General features: G+C 42.7%; 16 protein-coding genes. 6 read left to right on the forward strand and 10 right to left on the reverse strand.

Features of this window, described 5'->3' with window-relative positions; genetic code table 11:
- Nucleotides 1-42 precede the first annotated feature (42 nt).
- The 4 genes from yidC to rpmH are packed head-to-tail and all read right to left on the reverse strand — an operon-like array spanning nt 43 to nt 2,482.
- Complete coding sequence (gene yidC / locus ABWV45_RS14495) at nt 43-1,704, reverse strand: membrane protein insertase YidC (protein WP_353352438.1); 1,662 nt, start codon at nt 1,702-1,704, stop codon at nt 43-45.
- Nucleotides 1,705-1,710: 6 nt separating this feature from the next.
- Complete coding sequence (gene yidD, locus ABWV45_RS14500) at nt 1,711-1,989, reverse strand: membrane protein insertion efficiency factor YidD (RefSeq protein WP_353352439.1); 279 nt, start codon at nt 1,987-1,989, stop codon at nt 1,711-1,713.
- Complete coding sequence (gene rnpA, locus ABWV45_RS14505) at nt 1,952-2,341, reverse strand: ribonuclease P protein component (protein WP_353352440.1); 390 nt, start codon at nt 2,339-2,341, stop codon at nt 1,952-1,954. The genes yidD and rnpA overlap by 38 nt, the downstream gene beginning before the upstream one ends.
- Before the next feature lie 6 nt (nt 2,342-2,347).
- On the reverse strand, nt 2,348-2,482 hold the full coding sequence (gene rpmH, locus ABWV45_RS14510) for a 50S ribosomal protein L34 (protein WP_353352441.1): 135 nt from the start codon (nt 2,480-2,482) through the stop codon (nt 2,348-2,350).
- A gap of 478 nt (nt 2,483-2,960) precedes the next feature.
- On the opposite strand from rpmH, the gene dnaA reads away from it, so the two are divergent.
- From dnaA to gyrB, 4 genes are all read left to right on the forward strand, one after another.
- Nucleotides 2,961-4,394: a chromosomal replication initiator protein DnaA gene (gene dnaA, locus ABWV45_RS14515; protein ID WP_353352442.1), complete on the forward strand. Its 1,434-nt coding sequence runs from the start codon at nt 2,961-2,963 to the stop codon at nt 4,392-4,394.
- A 13-nt stretch (nt 4,395-4,407) separates the two neighbouring features.
- Nucleotides 4,408-5,511 (forward strand): DNA polymerase III subunit beta, encoded by a 1,104-nt coding sequence (gene dnaN / locus ABWV45_RS14520; RefSeq protein WP_353352443.1) that lies wholly within the window; start codon nt 4,408-4,410, stop codon nt 5,509-5,511.
- A gap of 267 nt (nt 5,512-5,778) precedes the next feature.
- The gene (recF, locus tag ABWV45_RS14525; RefSeq protein WP_353352444.1) at nt 5,779-6,870 is read left to right on the forward strand and encodes a DNA replication/repair protein RecF; all 1,092 of its coding nucleotides are present in this window, start codon (nt 5,779-5,781) and stop codon (nt 6,868-6,870) included.
- A 26-nt stretch (nt 6,871-6,896) separates the two neighbouring features.
- Nucleotides 6,897-9,326, forward strand: a complete 2,430-nt coding sequence (gyrB, locus tag ABWV45_RS14530) for a DNA topoisomerase (ATP-hydrolyzing) subunit B (RefSeq protein ID WP_353352445.1) — start codon at nt 6,897-6,899, stop codon at nt 9,324-9,326.
- Between the two features lie 70 nt (nt 9,327-9,396).
- Here gyrB and ABWV45_RS14535 read toward each other — a convergent pair whose 3' ends face one another.
- Nucleotides 9,397-13,365, reverse strand: coding sequence for a hypothetical protein (locus tag ABWV45_RS14535; RefSeq protein ID WP_353352446.1), 3,969 nt, complete (start codon nt 13,363-13,365; stop codon nt 9,397-9,399).
- Nucleotides 13,366-13,706: 341 nt separating this feature from the next.
- Here ABWV45_RS14535 and ABWV45_RS14540 point away from each other — a divergent pair, with 341 nt between their 5' ends.
- Nucleotides 13,707-13,907 carry a YegP family protein gene (locus tag ABWV45_RS14540; protein ID WP_353352447.1) on the forward strand — a complete coding sequence of 67 codons (201 nt, stop codon included), beginning with the start codon at nt 13,707-13,709 and terminating at the stop codon, nt 13,905-13,907.
- Nucleotides 13,908-13,921: 14 nt separating this feature from the next.
- Here ABWV45_RS14540 and gmhB read toward each other — a convergent pair whose 3' ends face one another.
- From gmhB to ABWV45_RS14565, 5 genes are all read right to left on the reverse strand, one after another.
- Nucleotides 13,922-14,470, reverse strand: a complete 549-nt coding sequence (gene gmhB / locus ABWV45_RS14545) for a D-glycero-beta-D-manno-heptose 1,7-bisphosphate 7-phosphatase (protein ID WP_353352448.1) — start codon at nt 14,468-14,470, stop codon at nt 13,922-13,924.
- A gap of 75 nt (nt 14,471-14,545) precedes the next feature.
- The gene (gene glyS / locus ABWV45_RS14550; RefSeq protein ID WP_353352449.1) at nt 14,546-16,615 is read right to left on the reverse strand and encodes a glycine--tRNA ligase subunit beta; all 2,070 of its coding nucleotides are present in this window, start codon (nt 16,613-16,615) and stop codon (nt 14,546-14,548) included.
- Between the two features lies 1 nt (nt 16,616).
- Complete coding sequence (glyQ, locus tag ABWV45_RS14555) at nt 16,617-17,627, reverse strand: glycine--tRNA ligase subunit alpha (RefSeq protein ID WP_353352450.1); 1,011 nt, start codon at nt 17,625-17,627, stop codon at nt 16,617-16,619.
- 116 nt (nt 17,628-17,743) lie between these two features.
- The gene (locus ABWV45_RS14560; RefSeq protein WP_353352451.1) at nt 17,744-18,397 is read right to left on the reverse strand and encodes a sensor histidine kinase; all 654 of its coding nucleotides are present in this window, start codon (nt 18,395-18,397) and stop codon (nt 17,744-17,746) included.
- A gap of 7 nt (nt 18,398-18,404) precedes the next feature.
- On the reverse strand, nt 18,405-20,039 hold the full coding sequence (locus tag ABWV45_RS14565; protein WP_353352452.1) for a response regulator: 1,635 nt from the start codon (nt 20,037-20,039) through the stop codon (nt 18,405-18,407).
- Nucleotides 20,040-20,157: 118 nt separating this feature from the next.
- Between ABWV45_RS14565 and ABWV45_RS14570 the strand changes: the two genes are divergently transcribed.
- Nucleotides 20,158-21,048: a lysophospholipid acyltransferase family protein gene (locus ABWV45_RS14570; protein WP_353352453.1), complete on the forward strand. Its 891-nt coding sequence runs from the start codon at nt 20,158-20,160 to the stop codon at nt 21,046-21,048.
- The last annotated feature ends 31 nt before the right edge of the window (nt 21,049-21,079 follow it).

A 21,079-nucleotide genomic window follows, 5' to 3' on the forward strand; every position in this document is an offset into this window, starting at 1 on the left:
GAAACATCTAACGCTTCTCATCTCCCATCTAACGTAAACCAGCTAGCTTTTGCTTTCGTTTTCTATTTGCTTAGTGATGTAGTACTGCTGCGCAATAGACAACAGGTTATTCACTACCCAGTACAGTACAAGACCTGATGGGAAGAACAAGAAGAATACGGTGAAAACCACTGGCATAAGCTTCATAACTTTTGCTTGCATTGGGTCTGGCGGCGTTGGGTTAAGTTGCATTTGAACAAACATGCTCACACCCATGATTAACGGCAAAATGAAGTATGGATCTTTCAATGATAAATCTTGAATCCACAGCATGAACGGCGCTTGGCGCAATTCTACAGACTCCATTAATACCCAATACAATGCGATGAATACCGGCATTTGCACAAGAATCGGTAAACAACCACCTAATGGGTTTATCTTTTCTTTCTTGTATAAACCCATCATTTCTTGGCTAAGTTTTTGACGATCTTCACCAAACTGTTCACGAAGAGCAGCCAGTTTAGGTGCCACACGACGCATGTTAGCCATTGAACGATAGCTAGTAGCGGATAATGGGAAGAAGGCTAACTTAACCAAAATAGTTAAGAAAATAATGGCCCAACCCCAGTTGCCTAAAATTGAGTGAATAAGGGTTAGTAGCCAGAATAACGGTTGTGCTACCCACCATAACCAACCGTAATCTACAGTTAACTCTAAGTTTTCAGAAGTTTCTGCTAATAAATCTTGATCTTTAGGGCCAAGATAAAGGCTGGTGAAGGTCGATGCTTGCTCTCCAGCATTCACATTTAACGCTTCATCGTAGTAACCAATGATGTAGCTATTACCCGCTTTACGTGTGTTGTAAGTATGAGCTGCTTCAGGGTTTGGCACCCATGCACTTAAGAAGTAATGCTGTAAAAATGCAACCCAACCCCCTTGAATAGTTTCTTTAAAGCGACCTTCATCAATGTCGTCAAAATCAATTTTATGATAACGCTCAGATGGGCGAGTAACAGCACCACCTAGGTAAGATGCCATTCCCATAGACTCCATACTGGATGGGTCTGGGCTTCTGTCACGCTTAAATTGCGCATAGAAGTTGGCTTTCCAAGGGGCTTGGGAGGTGTTATTTACTTCATAACCCACATCTACCAAGTAATTGCCACGTTTGAACTTAAATACTTTATCAATGACTACTTGATCTTGATTAAAGCTAAGTTTAACCACTAACTCATCACTGGTTTCATCTAATAAGTATTGAGTTTTTTCAGTACTAAATAATGCACGGCCTTTTTTATCAATACCGTTAGCACCTACTAAACCGCTTTGCGCCACATAAGTTCGCATTGGGCTTTGTTCTAATAGAACAAATGGAATATTTTTATCAGAAAGAGACTGTGGAAACGCTTTCAAAGCGGCATAAACAATGTCACCACCTTGAGGATCAATTCGGATATCTAATACATCGGTTTGTACTTCAATCAGATCTGTGGATACCACTATGTTGCTTTCAACTTGTGGTTCATCTTCGCTGACATCAGGCACATCTGCTGTTGCGGACTGCTCAGCCATAACATTAGGAGCAGAGGACGAACTCGTCATAGACTGAGATGTCATCACTGACTGAGATATAGGGGCTTTGCCGTAATCTTCATTCCACTGTAGTACCAGCATGTAGGAAATCACTGCTAGACCGATCAGAATGATTGCTCTTCTTGCATCCATTGGTAATTAGCTCTTATTCGATAATTTTTTATGGGGAACTGGATCGTATCCATGGGAACCCCAAGGATGACAGCGTCCAATTCGCTTAATACTTAGCCACAGACCAGACAAAGGACCATGCATTTCTAGTGCTTCGAGGGCGTATTCTGAACAAGTTGGGATGTGTCGGCAACGACTTGGTAACAAAGGACTGATACCAATGCGGTAAAAACGAATCGGCAGGGCAATAAAGTTAGTTAAAACTGAGCTATTGCTGACGTGTTTTTTTTCTGGAACGGTTGCCATTTGGTTTTTGCCTTAACCGTGTCCAAAGTTGGTCCACCATGTGTCTCAATTCGGTTTTATCCAAATCTTTAGCACCGGCTCGCGACAGTACTACACAATCAAAGTTTTCTAACTCGAACTGATGATGACGAAAGCTTTCGCGAATAATGCGTTTGATCTCATTGCGATCAACTGCTCGTTTAGCATGCTTCTTCGCCACAACTAAGCCCATTCTGGCAATCCCTAATTCATTGCGACGAGCAAGAATTAAGATTTGCTTAGACTGGGCTTTGGCATCTGCTTGATCGAATACCCGTCGATAATCCCCTGCCGTCAGAAGTCTAACGTGGCGCGGGAATACCGTGCTGGTCATTTCGAATTATGCAGAAAGTTTACTGCGACCTTTGGCACGACGACGAGCCAAAATTTGACGACCTGATTTGGTTGCCATACGTGCGCGGAAGCCGTGGGTACGCTTGCGCTTTAGGACGCTAGGTTGAAAAGTACGTTTCATGCCTTGTCTCTCAAAACTGTTAACAATAAAAATAAGGGAGCGGATTGTATTGAAAACAGCCAATGTATTCAATCAATCTTTTACTTATTTATTATTTAATTACGTTTTTATTATTTTTTACGATTTTTAAGAGATTAGATAATTAAATAAAATATATATGTATTGAATATATGTTTTTTATGATTTGTTATTGTTAATAGTAACGCTATTTTCTGTGGATAACCAATTAAAAGCCTTTAAATACAAGGGATTCCAGAGATGATAAATCCTGTATACTTCACGTAAAAGCTGAGTAAAAGGCCAAGATAACTTGGGGATGAAATAGGGGGTTATGCACAAGGGTGAATAAAATCTAAGTTATTCACATTTTCCTCCCGTTTATACACATATCTAATCCACAGCTGATTAACAGAGTTATCTGTGGATAACTCTGACAATATTGGTACAATGCACAACTGTTTAAAGATGGAGTCCAGCCGTGCTGGCATTATGGGATGAATGTGTACGTTGCTTACAAGATGAGCTGCCTGCACAACAATTTAATACTTGGATACGCCCATTAAGAGCTGAGCAGTCAGAATCTGGCTTAGTGGTGTCTGCGCCTAACCGTTTTGTTAAAGACTGGGTTAAAGACAAATTCTCAAATCGTATTCAATCACTTTTGGAAGAACTCAATGGTGGGCAGGTTTTATCGTTTGAATTGGGTATTGGCTCTAATGCCAGTACGCCTGCTTTTATAGCACCTGCGCCAATAAAACCTGCACCTAAGCCTAAGGTTGAACCTGAACCTGCTTCGTTCACGCCAGAGGTGATAACCTCTGCCCCTGCGAAAGTTATTGCACCTGTGGCTGAAAAGACCCGTAAAGTGCAGGTTGAAGGCAGTATTCAACACCAAAGCAGCTTAAATAAGCGGTTTACCTTTGATACCTTTGTTGAAGGTAAGTCCAACCAATTAGCTCACGCAGCTGCTCAGCAAGTTTCACAAAATGCAGGTGGCTCTTATAACCCGCTATTTATATATGGGGGTGTGGGTCTTGGTAAAACCCACTTGATGCACGCTGTGGGCAACCATATTCAGAACCAAAACCCTAATGCCAAGGTGGTTTATTTGCATTCTGAGCGATTTGTAGCAGACATGGTTAAAGCTCTACAGTTAAATGCCATTAATGAATTCAAGCGTTATTACCGTAGTGTTGATGCTTTATTGATCGATGATATCCAATTCTTTGCTGGTAAAGAGCGTAGCCAAGAAGAATTCTTCCATACCTTTAATGCGTTATTAGAGGGTGGCCAACAAATGATATTAACTTGTGATCGCTACCCAAAAGAAATAGATGGGCTAGAAGATCGTCTTAAAAGTCGTTTTGGTTGGGGATTAACCGTGGCGGTTGAACCACCTGAACTTGAGACTCGTGTGGCTATATTAATGAAAAAAGCTGAAGAAGAGGGTATCGACCTTCCTCATGAAGCGGCTTTTTTTGTAGCGCAAAAGATAAGATCAAATGTACGTGAGTTAGAAGGGGCGCTTAAACGGGTGATTGCTAACGCAGCATTTACAGGTTCTAAGATCACGTTACCATTTATTAAAGAAAGCTTAAAAGATTTATTGGCTTTATCTGATAAGCAGGTCAGTATTGATAATATTCAACGTATCGTTGCTGAGTATTATAAAATTAAGGTCTCTGACTTATTATCTAAGCGACGCTCGCGCTCTGTGGCTCGACCAAGACAAGTGGCCATGGCATTAAGTAAAGAATTAACCAACCATAGCTTGCCAGAAATAGGCGATGCATTTGGGGGTCGGGACCATACAACGGTTCTACACGGCTGTCGCAAAATTAAAGAACTGCGTGAAACTAACGCAGACATCAGCGAAGATTATAAAAACCTATTGCGGTCACTGACCAGTTAAGAGTGGGAAAGGCATGAAATTCACAATCACTAGGGAAGCCCTATTAAAGCCACTTCAGTTAGTTGCCGGCGTTGTTGAACGTCGCCAGACTCTACCTGTGCTATCCAATGTATTACTTGAAGTGAGAGGCGACCAGCTTTCACTAACAGGTACGGACTTAGAAGTGGAAATGGTCGGTAATGCTCAATTACTAGAACCAGGTACAGACGGTGAAATAACCGTTCCTGCAAAAAAATTGATGGATATTTGTAAGTCTTTACCTGATCAAAGCACTATTGTTATTAGTCAGGACGAGCACCGCGTACAACTGCAAGCAGGGCGTAGTAAGTTTGTATTATCCAGCTTGCCAGCCAACGAATTCCCTAATGTAGACGACATAGAGGCCACTATTACGGTGAATGTACCTCAAGCTCAGCTACGTCGAGTAATTGATCGTACAGCCTTTGCCATGGCGCAACAGGATGTTCGTTATTACCTAAACGGCTTATTACTAGAAGTAAAAGCGGATCAACTACGTGCAGTTGCCACTGATGGACACCGTTTGGCCACATGTGGTGTGCCTGTTTCATTGGAAATGGAAGGCAAAACTCAGGTTATCGTACCGCGTAAAGCCGTTTTAGAGCTGGCTAAACTGATGACAGACCCTGAATCTACTGTTGAATTGATGTTAAGTAATAATCACGTACGTGCCAAAGTAGGTGAATACACATTTACCTCTAAGTTGGTTGACGGTAAGTTCCCAGACTACGAACGTGTTATTCCGCGCAATGGTAACAAGGTATTAATTGCCGATCGTCAGGCTTTGCGTCAGGTTTTCCAACGTACTGCGATTCTTTCTAACGAGAAATACCGTGGTGTACGCTTACTTCTTGATGAAGGCACATTACAAGTTGTGGCCAATAACCCAGAGCAAGAGCAAGCGGAAGAAAGTATCGGTGTTGAATACCAAAACGATGCATTAGAAATTGGTTTCAATGTGAGCTACCTGCAAGATGTATTGTCAGTATTGGATGGTGATGACATGAAGATGACCCTAGCAGATGCTAACTCTTCAGCGGTAATGGAAGAGGTAGAGAGTGGGGATTCGCTCTATGTTGTTATGCCAATGAGACTGTAAAAAGCTATCTGCGTTGGCAATGCTTTGTTAAAGATTAATTTAAACTCGTTACATAGCGCTGCTATGCGCCTCGCCTAAATTAATCTTTGTCGCGCCTTGCCTGCCTCGATTACGCTTTTAAATAATTACAGACAAAGGGGCTTTTAGTCCCTTTTTTGTGCCTTGAATTTGCTTTTTTGCTGATGCTTATAATCTTTTAAATCACGATTTTTTGATGGAATCATATGATGATCCAGTTTTTAGGAAATCAAATAGAATCAATAACTTATGGCGATTGAAAGTCTGATGTTACAAGGGGTTCGCAATCTCGAGCCTTTAAATATCAACCCTAGTCGTCAGATCAATCTTATCTATGGTGAAAACGGCTCTGGTAAAACCAGTTTACTTGAAGCTATCTACTATCTTGCCTACTGTAAAAGCTTTCGCACCCATAAACAAAAGAACTTAATTCAGCACGGTAACGAGTCTTTAACCGCATTTTGTAAATTAACCTTAGATAAAGGCCGTTATCAATTAGGTGTGGAGCGTAATATTAAAGGGGAGCGCCGAATTAAGCTAAACGGTGAGTGGCTACAAAGTGCGGCGGAATTAGCTTCGGTACTGCCTATACAACTGTTAGACCCAACTATGTTTCGTTTATTAGAAGGTTCACCACAACTTCGACGGGAATATTTAGATTGGGGTGTGTTCCACGTGGAACCAAATTTCATTCATCTTTGGCGCAACTTCAAAAAAGCTCACAAAACTAGAAATGCATTATTACGATCTGGTAGTGCCAGCGAAGGTGAGCGAAAGATATGGCATGAGTCTTTGGCTAAATTTGCAAACCAAATAAATAATTACCGGCAAGAATATATCAAACGCTTAAAACCGGTATTTGATGAATTCATGGAAAGGCTTAATCCTAAGTTGGGCATTACCATGAGTTTTTATCAAGGCTGGGGAAAAGATAGAGATTATCTAGAATTACTCGAAGAAAGCTGGCCCAGTGACCTTAAAATGGGGTTCACACAACTAGGGCCACAGCGAGCTGATTTGCGCATTAAAGCCAATGGATTGCCTGCAATGGAAGTTTTATCCCGTGGTCAGCAGAAAATGGTTGTGTGCGCGCTTAAACTGGCTCAGGCACAAATCTATCGAGATGTCTCAAATCGTCCCTGTATATTCCTAGTTGACGATTTGTGCGCAGAATTGGATTTAAACCACAGAAAAGCTTTATGTAGCCTGCTAGAAGAATTAGAATGTCAGGTCTTTGTAACCGCTGTTGAAGCAGAGCAAATAGCGGATTGCTGGTCCCAAGAAAGTCGAAGTAACATGAGTACGTTCCACGTGGAACACGGGGCCATAAATCTAGAATAAACACCGTTCTGCCAGGAGTTTGATCCATGAGCACTGATGAAAACACATATGATTCTTCCAGTATAAAAGTGCTGAAAGGCTTGGATGCCGTACGTAAGCGCCCAGGTATGTATATAGGCGATACCGATGATGGCACCGGTTTACATCACATGGTGTTTGAGGTTGTCGATAACTCTATCGATGAAGCACTAGCTGGGCACTGTAGTGAAATTAAAGTGATCATTCACCCGGATGAATCTATTAGCGTTAGTGATAACGGCCGTGGTATTCCAGTTGATATCCATGAAGAAGAAGGGGTGTCGGCTGCGGAAGTCATCATGACAGTACTTCATGCTGGTGGTAAGTTCGACGATAACAGCTATAAAGTATCTGGTGGTTTACACGGTGTAGGTGTCTCGGTTGTAAACGCATTATCAGATAAGCTTAAGCTGATAATTCGACGTGCAGGTAAAATCTGGGAGCAAAGTTATACCCATGGTGTGCCAGATGCACCAATGGCAACTGTGGGTGATACCGATACCACGGGTACAACCATTCATTTCCACCCAAGCCCAGCTACGTTTACCAATATCCAATTTAATTTTGATCAGCTTGCCAAACGTGTCCGTGAATTAAGTTTTTTGAACTCTGGTGTGCGTATTGTATTAAAAGATGAGCGTACTGACCGCGAAGAAGTATTTGAATTTGAAGGTGGCTTAAAAAGTTTTGTTGAGTATCTAAATACTAATAAAACGGCCGTAAATGATATTTTTCACTTTCAACTAGATGGCGATACCCGTGAAGACGGCATTGGTGTTGAAGTAGCTATGCAGTGGAATGACAGCTTCTCTGAGAACATCTACTGCTTTACCAATAACATCCCTCAACGGGATGGTGGTACCCACTTAGCGGGGTTCCGTGGTGCATTAACCCGTTCACTAAATAGTTATATTGAACGTGAAGGTTTGGCTAAAAAAGCCAAGGTGAATACCACTGGTGATGATGCCCGTGAAGGTTTAACTGCGATAGTTTCGGTTAAAGTGCCAGATCCTAAATTTAGCTCACAAACCAAAGATAAGTTAGTCTCTTCTGAGGTGAAAACCGCAGTAGAACAAGAAATGGCCCGTTGTTTTAACGACTTCCTATTAGAGCAACCACAACAAGCTAAAGAAATAGTTGGCAAAATGATGGACGCAGCCCGCGCCCGTGAAGCCGCTCGTAAAGCCCGTGAAATGACTCGTCGTAAAGGTGCATTAGATATTGCAGGTTTGCCGGGTAAATTGGCAGACTGCCAAGAGAAAGACCCAGCCCACTCTGAAATTTACCTAGTGGAGGGTGACTCGGCCGGCGGTAGCGCCAAACAGGGCCGAGACCGTCGCACTCAAGCCATTCTTCCGCTTAAAGGTAAAATCTTAAACGTAGAAAAAGCGCGTTTTGATAAGATGCTGTCTTCGGCAGAAGTAGGAACCCTGATTACTGCGCTAGGTTGTGGTATTGGCCGTGAAGAATTCAACCCTGACAAACTTCGTTACCACAGCATCATCATCATGACCGATGCGGACGTGGATGGATCTCACATTCGTACACTGCTTTTGACTTTCTTCTTCCGTCAAATGCCGGAAATCATCGAACGTGGCCACATCTTTATTGCCCAACCACCACTTTATAAAATCAAGCGTGGTAAGCACGAGCAATACATTAAAGATGACCCAGCTTTAGAAGAATACCTAACCAATACTGCGTTAGATGGTGCTGCTCTGTATGTAAATGCACAGGCTCCGGGCATCAATGGTGAGAAGCTAGAAGACTTGGTAAATAACTACCGTGGCGTACTGGCCAATATAGACCGTCTTGGCCGCGTTTATCCTGAGCGTGTACTTAAGGCTATGATTTATATGCCAAAATTGTCCCAAGAAGACCTTAAAGATCGCACTAAGGTTGAAGCGTGGAACAAGCAACTACAGGACAAATTTGACGACCCTAAAGGCAACGACTCACAAGTGGTTTTGGAAATTGTCGAAGACAATGAGCGCCACCTATACCTACCGGATATCAAAGTAATCAACCACAGTATTCCAACCGATTACGTGTTGAGCCATGATTTCTTCGATTCGGGTATTTATAAAAATATTTGTGCACTAGGTGAACGTCTGCAAGATCTAGTTGAAGACGGTGCTTATATCCAACGTGGTGAGCGTAAATCAGAAGTGAAGAGCTTCGAAGACGTTCTAGCTTGGTTAATGAACGAAGCACGTCGTGGTTACAGCATCCAGCGCTATAAAGGGCTAGGTGAAATGAACCCAGAACAACTTTGGGAAACCACCATGGACCCAGATGCTCGCCGTATGCTGCGCGTGACTATCGAAGATGCTGTAGCGGCGGATCAGATCTTTACCACCCTAATGGGTGACGAAGTAGAACCTCGCCGTGCGTTTATCGAAAGTAATGCGCTGTTGGTTGAGAATTTGGATTTTTAATCAAATTACGAACATAAAAAAGCCCGCTTAAATATTTATTTAAGCGGGCTTTTTTGTTTAGAATAAAACGCTAAGCAGCTCTTTTAGAGCGTCTTATACTTATTAAAGGTAAAATCAAGAGGATCCAAAATAAGCCTAACGAACCACTAGAGCCAAATCCTTCTTCTTCATCCTCTTCTGAATCGGTCTCTGTACTGCGACTACTTCTTGATGGATCGTTAGGGAATATGTCTGCATTATCGCCTACGCCATCTTCGTCGGTATCCAGTGTTTCACTGGAGTTAAACGGGAAAGCATCAGAGTTATCGCCTGTACCGTCTCTGTCAGAATCTAATTGCTCGTCTGCGTTATCAGGGAAGGCATCAGAGTTATCACCTACGCCGTCTCCATCTGTGTCTACTTGTTCACTAGGATCATCAGGGAACACATCAGAGTTATCGCCAACACCATCATTGTCGGAGTCTTGTGTTTCAGTCGGATCATCATCAAAAGGGTCTGCATTATCGCCTGTGCCATCGTTATCCGAATCTTGGTTTTCACTAGGATCATCAGGGAATACATCAGAGTTATCGCCAACACCATCACCGTCACGGTCGGAAGATTCCAGTGGGTTGCTTGGGAAAGCGTCTACATCGTCAGCTACACCATCGCCATCTGAGTCACCGTAAATCAAATTGATTAATAAGGTTTCTGTGGTGGCTAAATTAGGTAGGCCGTTGTCAGTAACGGTCAGGGTAACGGCATATAAGGCAGGTTCAATATCCGCAGGGTTAAACTGAACATCTTCCAATAAACTTGTGCCAAGCCCCAGAGTTGTAAGGTTCCAACTATAGGTGTGCGTGTCTGAGTTATTAACATCTGAAATGCTAGCATTTAAGTTAATAGCGCCACCGATATTGGTAGGGGTGCTGTTAATCACACCGCCTTGTTCAACTGTAAAGCTGATAGTAGGGGCTTGGTTCACGTCGATAATTTGAAGGGTGTGGTTATCTTGTTCAGGGTTTATTGTCCAAGTATCCGCATCAAATGCATCAATAAAGGATAATGATAGGGTCTCATCAGACTCTTCCACATTATCATTAATTGCGGTTAATTGAATTAATTGCTCGGTTTGACCTGACTCAAATGTCACGGTTATTGGTGTGTTTATATTCTCTGCAATGTCTGAATTCACGGCACTTCCTGCTGTCACCTCAACCTGAACATCAAATGGATAAACAGGTGATTCGCCAGATAATGAAACCTCAATCACGGCTGTTTGTGTTTCACCAATTGTGGTTGTGGTTTGGCTAAATTGAATTTGTGGGTAAACCTGAACAGACTGAGTTGTAAACGCAGAGTTACCTGCTAAATCGGTTACGTTCCAAATAACAGAGTGGGCTCCCGGGGTTAAAGTTGCTTCAAATTCATCATCATTCACAACTAGTGGGGTGTTATTCACAGAGCCATTAACTGTTAGTGGGCCATGTCCATAATAGTCATCAAATACGTCGGCTACATCTGGCCTTGCAAGGCTTACTAGGGTTTCTTCGCTGATAGATGAAGCAGTGACAACTGCTAGTGAACCGACGAAACTTGGATTACCTTGGTCGGAATCGTTAGAGGGGTCTAAATCATTTTCTGGCTGGTTATCGACGTCAACTTCATCGAGGATACCGTCATTATCTATATCATTTAAAGATGGGTCTGGATTATCCCCAGCTTGGTTATCACCTAAGCCGTCTAAATCAAGATCTTCCCATTGTGATATAACAGCAGGAAACGCATCTTTATAATTAACATAGCCATCGGAGTCACTATCCTCGCTGATAGTTTTATCTATCAAGAAGCGCTTATATTGATTTTTTGCCAATAAAAATAGGTGTAAGTTGTCATCATCGGTGGTCTTTGAAATTAACTGAGTTTCGGATGTATCCAAGTTGCCTAAGTCATAGCTTGCTAATGGGTAAAGGCTATAACCGTGATCAAGGTTGTCAGTTTCGTATTCTAAAATCCAACTCATTAAGGTTTGATCGCATATAGCTGCAATAGCATTTAAATTATTATTGAGGGTTAATGTGTGTAAACCATTAATCGAGCCATTACAAACGTCATTGGTGGCTAGAATGTCAAAGTCTTTGGGTTCAATAAAGTAAAGGGTGCCTGTGCTATCTGCGGTGAAAGCGTAGTCGTAATCCCGGTCATGCAGCGAAATGGTCGTGAAGTGATCAAACGCTAAATTACTTAGGTTATAAACAAGTGAATCAAGAAAACCGGCATTTAAATCAACTGAAGCTAATTGAGTATGAAGGCCGAGAATCTCAGGTTCATCAGTGCCTTTAATATTCGCGGCGATCATGTAATTAAAGTTGATATCACCGGATCCTGGTGCAAACCAGAAATCACGTTCAGCGGCTGAATCAAGTTGGGAGTGAAAGCCAATACCATTACCATTCACATCTGGGCCGGTAGCCATAATATCGGCTGACCCTGAATTATTGATGTTTCCAGCAAACAACGACGATACTTCGGTAATGAAAGGCGTATCTAAACGGGCGTAATCTGTGCCATCTAGATTTGACGACAACACAACACCTAAAGAGACGGTGTAGTTAGCACTACCACCAAAATGTAATTCATCAATACCGTCATCTGAGAAGTCATAAGCACTAATGGAGGAAATTTCGTTTATTTCATCATCAGCAAAATCTGGGATTAAACTGGATTCAAGTTGAAGATTAATTGAGTCGAAATATTTAATTAAAAATAAATGATCAAATTCGTCTTGCTCTAATTGCGCGATTTTATAATCGTTAATGGTATTCGAACTTGCGGTTTTAACCAGTGTTTCTGCACTGCGTTGAGCGGTAGCGGTTAGGCCGGACCATGTAGTGGCTAACGTACTTGGATCAGCGGTATGTAAGATAGCCTGTTGAGGGTCTGTTTCTGCATTATTGGAGAAAAATACTTGATAAGCTGAAGCCGTACCAGCTGCAAGGCTGGTTGGTAAATAATGAGCGTTCGTTAAGGCGTAATCGACATTAAGTGAGGCTACTCTTCTATGGGTGTCGGCCACGGTATTCCATTGAACTTGGTTTAAATAACGTTGAACTGGGATCGCATTGGTATCCTGATAATCAAAAAATATTTCATCAATGCCATCAGAATCAATATCAAAGGTATTAAACATTAAATTGGCGTTGGTTAACGCCGAGATATACAACCAAGAGCCAACCGTTAATGGTGAAAACACCTGAATTTGACCAACTAACTGAGACAAAATTTCATCGGCATCGTCATCATCAATATTGGCTAACTTAAAGTTGTCGCCTAATTCAGATGATACTAAGAACTTTTGAACCCAGTTAACGCCATCAAAGTTAAAATATAAACCATCCTGGGTGACTAATTCTTGATCATAGGTGTTTGGATCACTGGCCAATGTTTCATAGTCAATATTACCGCTTTGGCAATAACCGCCTACATTCTCCGAGGCGATAAGGGCGTTACCTTCTAAAATGTGTATGTAAGCAACCGTACAAATGGCAATGTAGTCGTTAGTATCTGTTCCCTGTAAAGGAACAATGGCTTTAATATTATGGATTAAATCAATATCGACATTATTTGGTAAGTCGGTTAAAGACACACTGGTTTCAGTAATGATGTGATCACTGGCACTGGCGTCATCTGTAAATTCAATGGTGGTTATAATGCCTTGTTCATGGCCTAAGATAATTTTGCTGAAGTCAACTTGATAAGCAGAGGTATATTGTTGGCTACTGGACTGTAAGTTACCACGTTCAACCACTTCGTAGTCGCTACCTGTCCAATTAAGCAATAACCAATGATCGTTTAGTTCATCTATGTTACTGGACGCTGTGGCAAAAATTTCCGCGGTGTCGTCATCATCTGCTTGTACCGCAAAGATAGCGGCTTCACCAATACGCCCTGCGAGCGTTGTTGAAACAGCCTCTTCTGATTGAATAATATTATTTTCAACAGCTGCAAACGCGGGTGAGCTGATTAGCAGACTGCTAATCAGCGCTTTCCTTAGATCCATGACTAAGTCCTTGTAATTTTTACCATGGATTGTATCGGCTGGGGCATTATTGCTCAACGAATTAATATCAAGATACTAGTCGCTATATGAATCTATTTGGCTTTAATTTATACAATATACTTGTATGAAGCGATGATTTGATAGTAAGGGTGATTGTAACGTTAGCGTAACGGAGTTAGTTTTCTGTGAAATACCAATGATATTAAAAGGGTGTGTTATGTCAGGGAGGCACGAGATATTTTTATTTAAATGAGGCTAATGGTGAAATCATTTTACAAAAACATAATGCAGAAAAAGCTATTGAATTAGTTAGAGTGAACAGCCAGTTTGATGGCGACTATATGGATAAAACCTCTAAAGACGAACACTATAATTTTGTATTGTGTGCTGATAATCACGAAGTGATTGGTACCAGCCAGATGTACCATTCAAAACAAGACATCAATAAAGAAAAGAAGTCGGTGAAGGCTAATGGATTAATATCAAGCTTGTATGATTTAGCGAAATTTTATATACAAATAAAAAGTTTGCTTAAGCTCTGATCTAAGTGGGTTTATCAATAAAGAGATTTAAAATTAGATAAGACAAAAGAATCTAAATTCTTAAACACCAACCCTTCTTTTAATTCAGGGTGCTTTTCAATGGTCCGTTTCCCTTTGCCAGTACGCACCAATACAGGTTTCATACCTGCAGCTATGCCGGCTTCTAAGTCCCGATAACTATCACCTACCATGTAGCAGTCTTTAGCGCTGACATTTAATGCGCTTTCGATTTGATGGATTAAACCCGGTAAAGGTTTGCGGCAATCACAGTGGTCGTCTGGGCCGTGGGGGCAGTAGGCGATGTGGGCAAACTTGCCACCGTGTTCCGCAGCCAGTTTGATCATTTTCTCATGCATGGCATTAAGGGTATCAACACTGAAATAGCCGCGGGCAATGCCAGATTGATTAGTGGCCACGGCAATGGTGTAACCCGCTTGTGTGAGCTTGCCAATGGCTTCCATGGAGCCGGGCAGAGGTTGCCATTCGTCCACGGTTTTAATGTAGTCGTCGCTGTCGTAGTTGATGACGCCATCGCGATCGAGAATGATGAGTTTTTCTGCCATGGCATGTTCCAAAGTTAAAATTGTTTTAGGCAAAAAAAAGGAGAAGCAAGCTTCTCCTTTCTAACTGTTCCGTTATTAAAGTGTTGAAATATCCGCGACCTTTAAGAACACATTACGCAATTGATTCAGCAGCGCTAAACGGTTTTGTTTTACTGCTTCGTCGTCGGCCATGACCATGACGTTATCGAAGAAATTATCGATGCAGCCACGTAAAGTGGTTAGGCTGGTGAGGTATTCAGCGTACTGGCCTTGTTCAAACAATGGCGTTGCTTCTTTGGCTTTTTCACTTAAAGCATTGGCCAATTCTTTTTCGGCGTCTTCTTGTAACAACGCTTCGTTTATTTGCGGTGCATCAATGAAGGCATCGTTTTTCGCAAGAATATTCGATACACGTTTGTTGGCCGCGGCTAAGGCTTCGGCGCTGTCCAGTTTAGAGAATTCATAAACCGCTTGTACGCGCTTATTTACATCCAATGGTTGAGTAATCCCTTTGGCACGTACTGCTTGGAAGACAACCGTTGGAATGTTTTGGTCTTGATACATGGCACTAAAGCGATCCAGCATGTATTCAACCAGTTTCGATTTGCTCTCGGTTTTTAATTCCGTGGGCCAGTTATTATCAATGGCCCAATCGATTAAGTCGGATAAATCGATGTTAATTTGTTTTTCGACCAATAAGCGCAGCACACCTAAAGAGGCACGACGCAAAGCGAATGGGTCTTTACCACCCGTTGGGATTTGGCCAATGCCAAATAAACCCACAAGGCTGTCTAAGCGATCGGCCAAGGCAAGGGCGGTACCAGTAACGGTTGTGGGTAAATCATCACCTGAAAACGCTGGCATGTATTGCTCGTTCATGGCGGCGCACACTTCAGCGTGCTCGCCGTCGTGTTGTGCATAGTATGAACCCGCTAGACCTTGTAGGTCGGTGAATTCGTATACCATGTCAGAGAGTAAATCGGTTTTGGCGAGCTTGGCAGCACGTTCGGCCAGTGTTACATCGCCACCCATAGCACTGGCAATTTGTGCGGCCAGTTTCATTAGGCGCTCAGATTTATCTTTAAGTGTGCCCAGTTTTTGTACCCATAAAACCGTGTCGAGTTTTTCAAAACGGCTTTCTAGGGTTTTCTTGCGGTCGGTATCCCAGAAGAATTTCGCATCACTTAAGCGCGGACGAATAACTTTTTCGTTACCTTCGATTACTTGCTGTGGATCTTTCGATTCAATATTACAAACGGTGATGAAGTTCGGCATTAATTTGCCTGCTTTATCTACCACATGGAAATATTTTTGGTGCTCTTTCATGGAGCTAACCAAGGCTTCGGCAGGGACTTGTAAAAATTCCGTATCGAATTTACCCGCAAGGGCGGTAGGCCATTCATTAAGAGAAGCCACTTCGTCTAGCAGGTCTTCATCAATCACCGCGGTGCCGCCCAGTTTTGTGCCTTCGGCTTCAACTTGGGTGCGAATCATGGCTTTACGCTCTTCGTAATCGGCTAGAACCTTGCCTTGCTCTTTTAAGATGCTTTCGTAAGCGGCTGGGCTGGTGATAGCGATTTCACGATTGGCGTGAAAACGGTGGCCCTTGGTAAAGTAATTAGACTTCACACCCAGAATATCCGCTTCGATAACCTTGTTATCCAGCAGCATAATAATCCAATGCACAGGGCGCACAAATTCAATGCGGCTTGAACCCCAACGCATGCGCTTTGGAATAGGTAATTTATTCAGTGAGCTTTGAATGGCCACGGGTAATTCGTCGGTGGCAGTGGCACCGGCGATGTCTTGTGCAAAATACAGGCGTTCGCCTTTTTCATCTGTGATGCGACCGACTTCATCAAACTCAATGCCGTTAGAACGGGCAAATCCTTCAGCGGCTTTTGTCGGTTTGCCATCGCTTCCAATGGCGACATTCACATAAGGGCCAAATTTTTCAACTTTGCTGTCTTTGCCTTGGGCTTGTAAGCCTTCAATGCGTAACGCTAAGCGGCGTGGCGCAGCAAATAGTTTACTTGAAGCAAAGCCAATTTCTTTGGCGTTTAGGTGTGCTTCAATACCTTGTTGAAAGGCGGCGGCTAAACTTTTTAATGCTTTTGGTGGCAGCTCTTCGGTGCCAATTTCAACTAGAAAATCATGTGTGCTCATATTATTTGGCTCCCTTTTTGGCGGCTTTTGCAGCTTTTTTAGCGGCGGCATCGGCAGCGGCTTTTTCTTCTGCTGCGACATTGGCTAACACTTCATCACGAAGGGCAGCAGGGGCCAGAGGAAACTCGAGTTTACGGCGAGACTGAAAATACGCCTCAGCCACAGAGCGCGCCAAGGTACGCACACGCAAGATATAACCCTGACGTTCGGTAACCGAAATAGCATGACGAGCATCTAACATGTTGAATGCATGGGAGGCTTTTAATACTTGCTCGTAAGCCGGCAAGGCAAGGCCCGCTTCAATTAAACGGGCGCAGTCTTTTTCGTGTTGGTTGAACGCTTGGAATAAAAAGTCCACATCGGCGTGTTCGAAGTTGTAAGCGGATTGCTCTACTTCGTTTTGATGGAACACATCACCGTAAGTGACTTTAGAGCCGTCTGGGCCGTAACACCAAACCAAATCAAAAATGCTGTCGACGTCTTGCAGATACATGGCGATACGCTCAAGGCCGTAAGTAATTTCGCCAGTAACGGGATAGCATTCAAGGCCACCCACTTGTTGAAAGTAAGTAAATTGAGTGACCTCCATGCCGTTTAACCAAACTTCCCAACCAAGACCCCAAGCACCTAGGGTTGGGCTTTCCCAGTTGTCTTCAACAAAGCGTACGTCATGGATGTCGGTGTCGATTCCGATCATTTTAAGGCTTTGAAGGTATTTGTCTTGAATGTCCAATGGTGAAGGTTTCATCACCACTTGGAACTGGTAATAATGCTGTAAGCGGTTTGGGTTTTCACCATAGCGGCCGTCAGTTGGGCGACGACATGGCTGCACGTAGGCTGCGTTCCACGTCTCTGGGCCTACGGCACGTAAGAAAGTGGAGGTATGAAAGGTGCCTGCACCCACTTCTAAATCGATCGGTTGGTTAATCACACAGCCTTGCTGTGACCAAAAGTTTTGCAGGGTTGCAATGAGCCCCTGAAAGGTTTTTACGTCGTAATTATTGTCGGACACTGTGGCCTACCGAGTCTGGATACAGAAAAAGGACAAGATTATACGGGCCTAGGCCCCTCGTTACTAGGGATGGGCCTTAGTTTAGCCGGGATATTATGGGTTTATTTGTACATGGATTAAGGGAAAATGAGACTAATTTGCGCGCCACAATTTAGGTTATTTCTGATCTCAACTTTGCCCGTAAGGTTATTTCTTTTGTGGGCCTTGAGAGCTTGGTCTATTAAATATAAGCCAAGGCCATTTTGAACCCCGCTGGGTGAAAACGTATTTTTGTCGTTGAGGAGGTCGTTGTCAAAGCCAGGGCCGTTATCCGTAATATCAAGTTGCCAGCGGCCTTTTTCGTGTTCGATGACGGTAAAAGCGATGGTATTAGCACCGGCTTGATAAGCGTTTAAACAAGCATTGTGGGCCGCAATGGTGAGTAATTGCTCGTCATAGAACTGATTAAAGTCCTCGTCAAAATCTAACGAAATGACCATGCCGTGAAGTTCATGGAATTCATGGGCGATTGGACTTAGGGTATCCATAAGCCAGCCTTCATCAATATTTGGCTGAAACGATTGATTTTGAAGTTTAAGTACCGAAAGCAACTCAACCAAACGAAGACTTAGGGCGTTGCTGTGATTTTGTAGGTTGTTTAGCAGAGTTTGTTGTTCTGGGTTGAGCTCCAGCGCCTCTTCTAGTTCAGATTGAGCACCAAATAAGGATTGCATCTGGTTTTTTAGATCATGCAATTGGGCGCTTAATAGAGTGTTAATATCAAATGCCATAATATCCCTACAACATACGCACTAAGCGTTCTTGGCTTTTTTTCAACAATTGCCAACGCTGGTGGCGTTCATCGTTAGAAGGAATGTCCCCTACGCGGCGTAATAAATCATTCACTTCATCTACTAATTTGCGAGAGACTTCGCGCTGATCCATATAAGTAATTTTAACTTGAATGGCATTGAGCAGCACCGCCAAACCAGCTTCTTTATAAGACGTGGCTTGATCAAGTAACTCAATGGCTTGAGATAATTGACCTTGCTCAAAAAAGCTGATGGCTTTGTCGTTAATATCGGTAGTGTACTGACGCACCACATGTTCGTTGATTTCCCCTTTAGTGCGCTCAAGCTCTTTCATTTCAGAGCGAGTAAGGTCATCTTTGGCGGATACTGTGCCTAATAAATCCTGAGCTTTAGCGTGTTGCTTAGTGGCAATAAATACATTAACCATGGATAACAGCTGGTTATTACTGGGTTTATTTATAGTGTCTAAAAGGTTTTCTGCTTTTTCGGCAGCTACTTTTGCATCGGCTTCTTTGCCTAAGTTGGTATAGGTGGTGCTTTCTATTAGATTGGCTTCTAGCAGGTATTCAGGGGTATCGGAATAGATAGTTTTCACTTCATCTATGGCTTTTAAGGCATCGCCACTGCCTGAACGGGCTTCACGATTATTATTGGTAGAGATTTTACGTTGTAATGATTTTGCAAAGTATAAGTAGTTTTTTGCTGAGCAATAACAGCTGTGACGAGCCAGTTTCACCGATTGCCTAAATGCCCCTTCTGCTACTTCCATATCTTTATTGGCAAAGGCAATTCGACCTAGTTCCATTTGTCTTAATACTTGTTTGGGGGAGACATTAGTGCCCTGTAAAAGTACATTTTGTGCTGATTTTAAGTCTTTGTTTTTTATATGAATTTTGCAAAGTAAGTCATAACATTGGACATACTTTGGGTGCATTTTTATGGTGTATTCCAGCAGTTTTTTTGATTCATCAATATTACCTAAGTGAAACAAACAGGTGGCTTTACCCAAGAGCGCCCAGTTAATTTCCCTGTCGGCAAGAATGCTGTCATACAAGGCTAAGGCCTCTTCATTGCGCTTCATAGACATAAGAGTGCGACCCATAATGCGCTCTACCCGTATTTTTAGGCGGGGTTTATGTTCTATGTAGTGTTTACATAGCTGAAGAACTTCTTTTTTCGCTTGTCGATCTATGGCTTGATTAATGGGCTTAAGTTGTTCTTTGGTGGTCAAAATGCGGGTTAATCGTTGGCGCATAATATCAATAGTAAATGGCTTAGTGACGTAGTCGTCGGGCTCGTACTCAATGGCACCCATTACCATATCCATGGCATTTTCACCGGTGAGCATGATAAAGGTAGAGGTGGCTTTTAAACGGCGAATAAAGCGTGCTTCTTCAAGGATCTGTTGACCATCACGACCACGGCCAAGATTATAATCACTGATGACGATATCGTAATCGTTATTGAGAATATACTCAGTGGCTTCATCACCATCCATGGCGATATCCACGTTAGTGGCGCCTAAAATGATGAGCATTTTTTTCATGGCACTGCGCGATTCGACCAAATCATCCACTGCGAGAATCCGCTTGCCTGCCAGCATGGCTTCGATATTTGCCATAAATCATCCTTTATCCCTTATTACAGAATAGACAAAGATGAAACTTTCGCTTGGGCTAGAGAAAATTATCTAAATAGTGCAAAGTCCCGTTTTTTCTTAACAGCAGTAAATATTGTTTATGGATATCAAATCGGCAATCGCTCTTGGTTTAATTCACTCACTTGGTGCGCTTAATTTGAAAGGGGCTAGGGCCATGGGTAGCGCCATAGGTTCTTTATTGTGCTTGACTCATTCCCGTATGTATAAGGTAACGCAAAGGAATATTGAGCTATGTTACCCAGATTTACCTAAGGCTGGGCAGCAATCACTGGTTAAGCAAAGTGTCAAAGAAACCACTAAGGCCATTACTGAGATTGGTATTGCGTGGGGAGGAAGCAAAGAAAAGTTCGCCCGCAATGCCGCCATGATTGAACATGTGCGTAACCAAGACTTATTTGATGAAGCCTTAGCCAAAGGGGATGGCATCATGATTCTAACCCCTCATCTTGGTAACTGGGAATTTATCTCTTCGTGGTTGCCGCAGCGCTGCGATTTAATGGCGCTTTATAAAACCGCGAAAATGCCCGGATTCGAAAAAGCCATGCTCAAGGCAAGGGAAGACAGTGGTGCTACCTTAGTTGCAGGTACTGCCCGAGGCGTAAAAGGTTTGTTTGATCACTATAAAAATAAAAAAGTCATTATGATTTTGCCTGACCAAGAGCCTGCGCCTAAATCAGGGGTGTGGGCCGACTTCTTTGGTGTTAGCACGTTAACACCAAAAGTAGTGCACTCTATGATTAAAAAGAATCCACAAGGTACCGTATTATTTGCTTATGTGATTCGTACCAAAAACGGCTTTGAATTGATCTTTAGAGGGTTGTCTGATGATATTTACAATGAAGATGTAAACATTAGTGCTCAAGCCATGAATAAAGGTATCGAAGAATGCATTGCAGATGCGCCAGCCCAATATCAGTGGGATTACAAACGCTTTAAACAGCACCCTGCAAAGTATTACAAAGGGCTGTGAAGGAAAAACTACTGACCAAAACGCAGTGAAA

Source organism: Oceaniserpentilla sp. 4NH20-0058 (assembly GCF_040371755.1).
GTDB lineage: Bacteria > Pseudomonadota > Gammaproteobacteria > Pseudomonadales > Oceanobacteraceae > Bermanella.

Bases quoted from the DNA above. Each gene is read 5' to 3' on its own strand.
- yidC (WP_353352438.1), bottom strand. From the start codon at position 1,704: ATGGATGCAAGAAGAGCAATCATTCTGATCGGTCTAGCAGTGATTTCC.
- yidD (WP_353352439.1), bottom strand. From the start codon at position 1,989: ATGGCAACCGTTCCAGAAAAAAAACACGTCAGCAATAGCTCAGTTTTA.
- rnpA (WP_353352440.1), bottom strand. From the start codon at position 2,341: ATGACCAGCACGGTATTCCCGCGCCACGTTAGACTTCTGACGGCAGGG.
- rpmH (WP_353352441.1), bottom strand. From the start codon at position 2,482: ATGAAACGTACTTTTCAACCTAGCGTCCTAAAGCGCAAGCGTACCCAC.
- dnaN (WP_353352443.1), top strand. From the start codon at position 4,408: ATGAAATTCACAATCACTAGGGAAGCCCTATTAAAGCCACTTCAGTTA.
- recF (WP_353352444.1), top strand. From the start codon at position 5,779: ATGGCGATTGAAAGTCTGATGTTACAAGGGGTTCGCAATCTCGAGCCT.
- gyrB (WP_353352445.1), top strand. From the start codon at position 6,897: ATGAGCACTGATGAAAACACATATGATTCTTCCAGTATAAAAGTGCTG.
- ABWV45_RS14535 (WP_353352446.1), bottom strand. From the start codon at position 13,365: ATGGATCTAAGGAAAGCGCTGATTAGCAGTCTGCTAATCAGCTCACCC.
- ABWV45_RS14540 (WP_353352447.1), top strand. From the start codon at position 13,707: ATGGATAAAACCTCTAAAGACGAACACTATAATTTTGTATTGTGTGCT.
- gmhB (WP_353352448.1), bottom strand. From the start codon at position 14,470: ATGGCAGAAAAACTCATCATTCTCGATCGCGATGGCGTCATCAACTAC.
- glyS (WP_353352449.1), bottom strand. From the start codon at position 16,615: ATGAGCACACATGATTTTCTAGTTGAAATTGGCACCGAAGAGCTGCCA.
- ABWV45_RS14560 (WP_353352451.1), bottom strand. From the start codon at position 18,397: ATGGCATTTGATATTAACACTCTATTAAGCGCCCAATTGCATGATCTA.
- ABWV45_RS14565 (WP_353352452.1), bottom strand. From the start codon at position 20,039: ATGGCAAATATCGAAGCCATGCTGGCAGGCAAGCGGATTCTCGCAGTG.
- ABWV45_RS14570 (WP_353352453.1), top strand. From the start codon at position 20,158: ATGGATATCAAATCGGCAATCGCTCTTGGTTTAATTCACTCACTTGGT.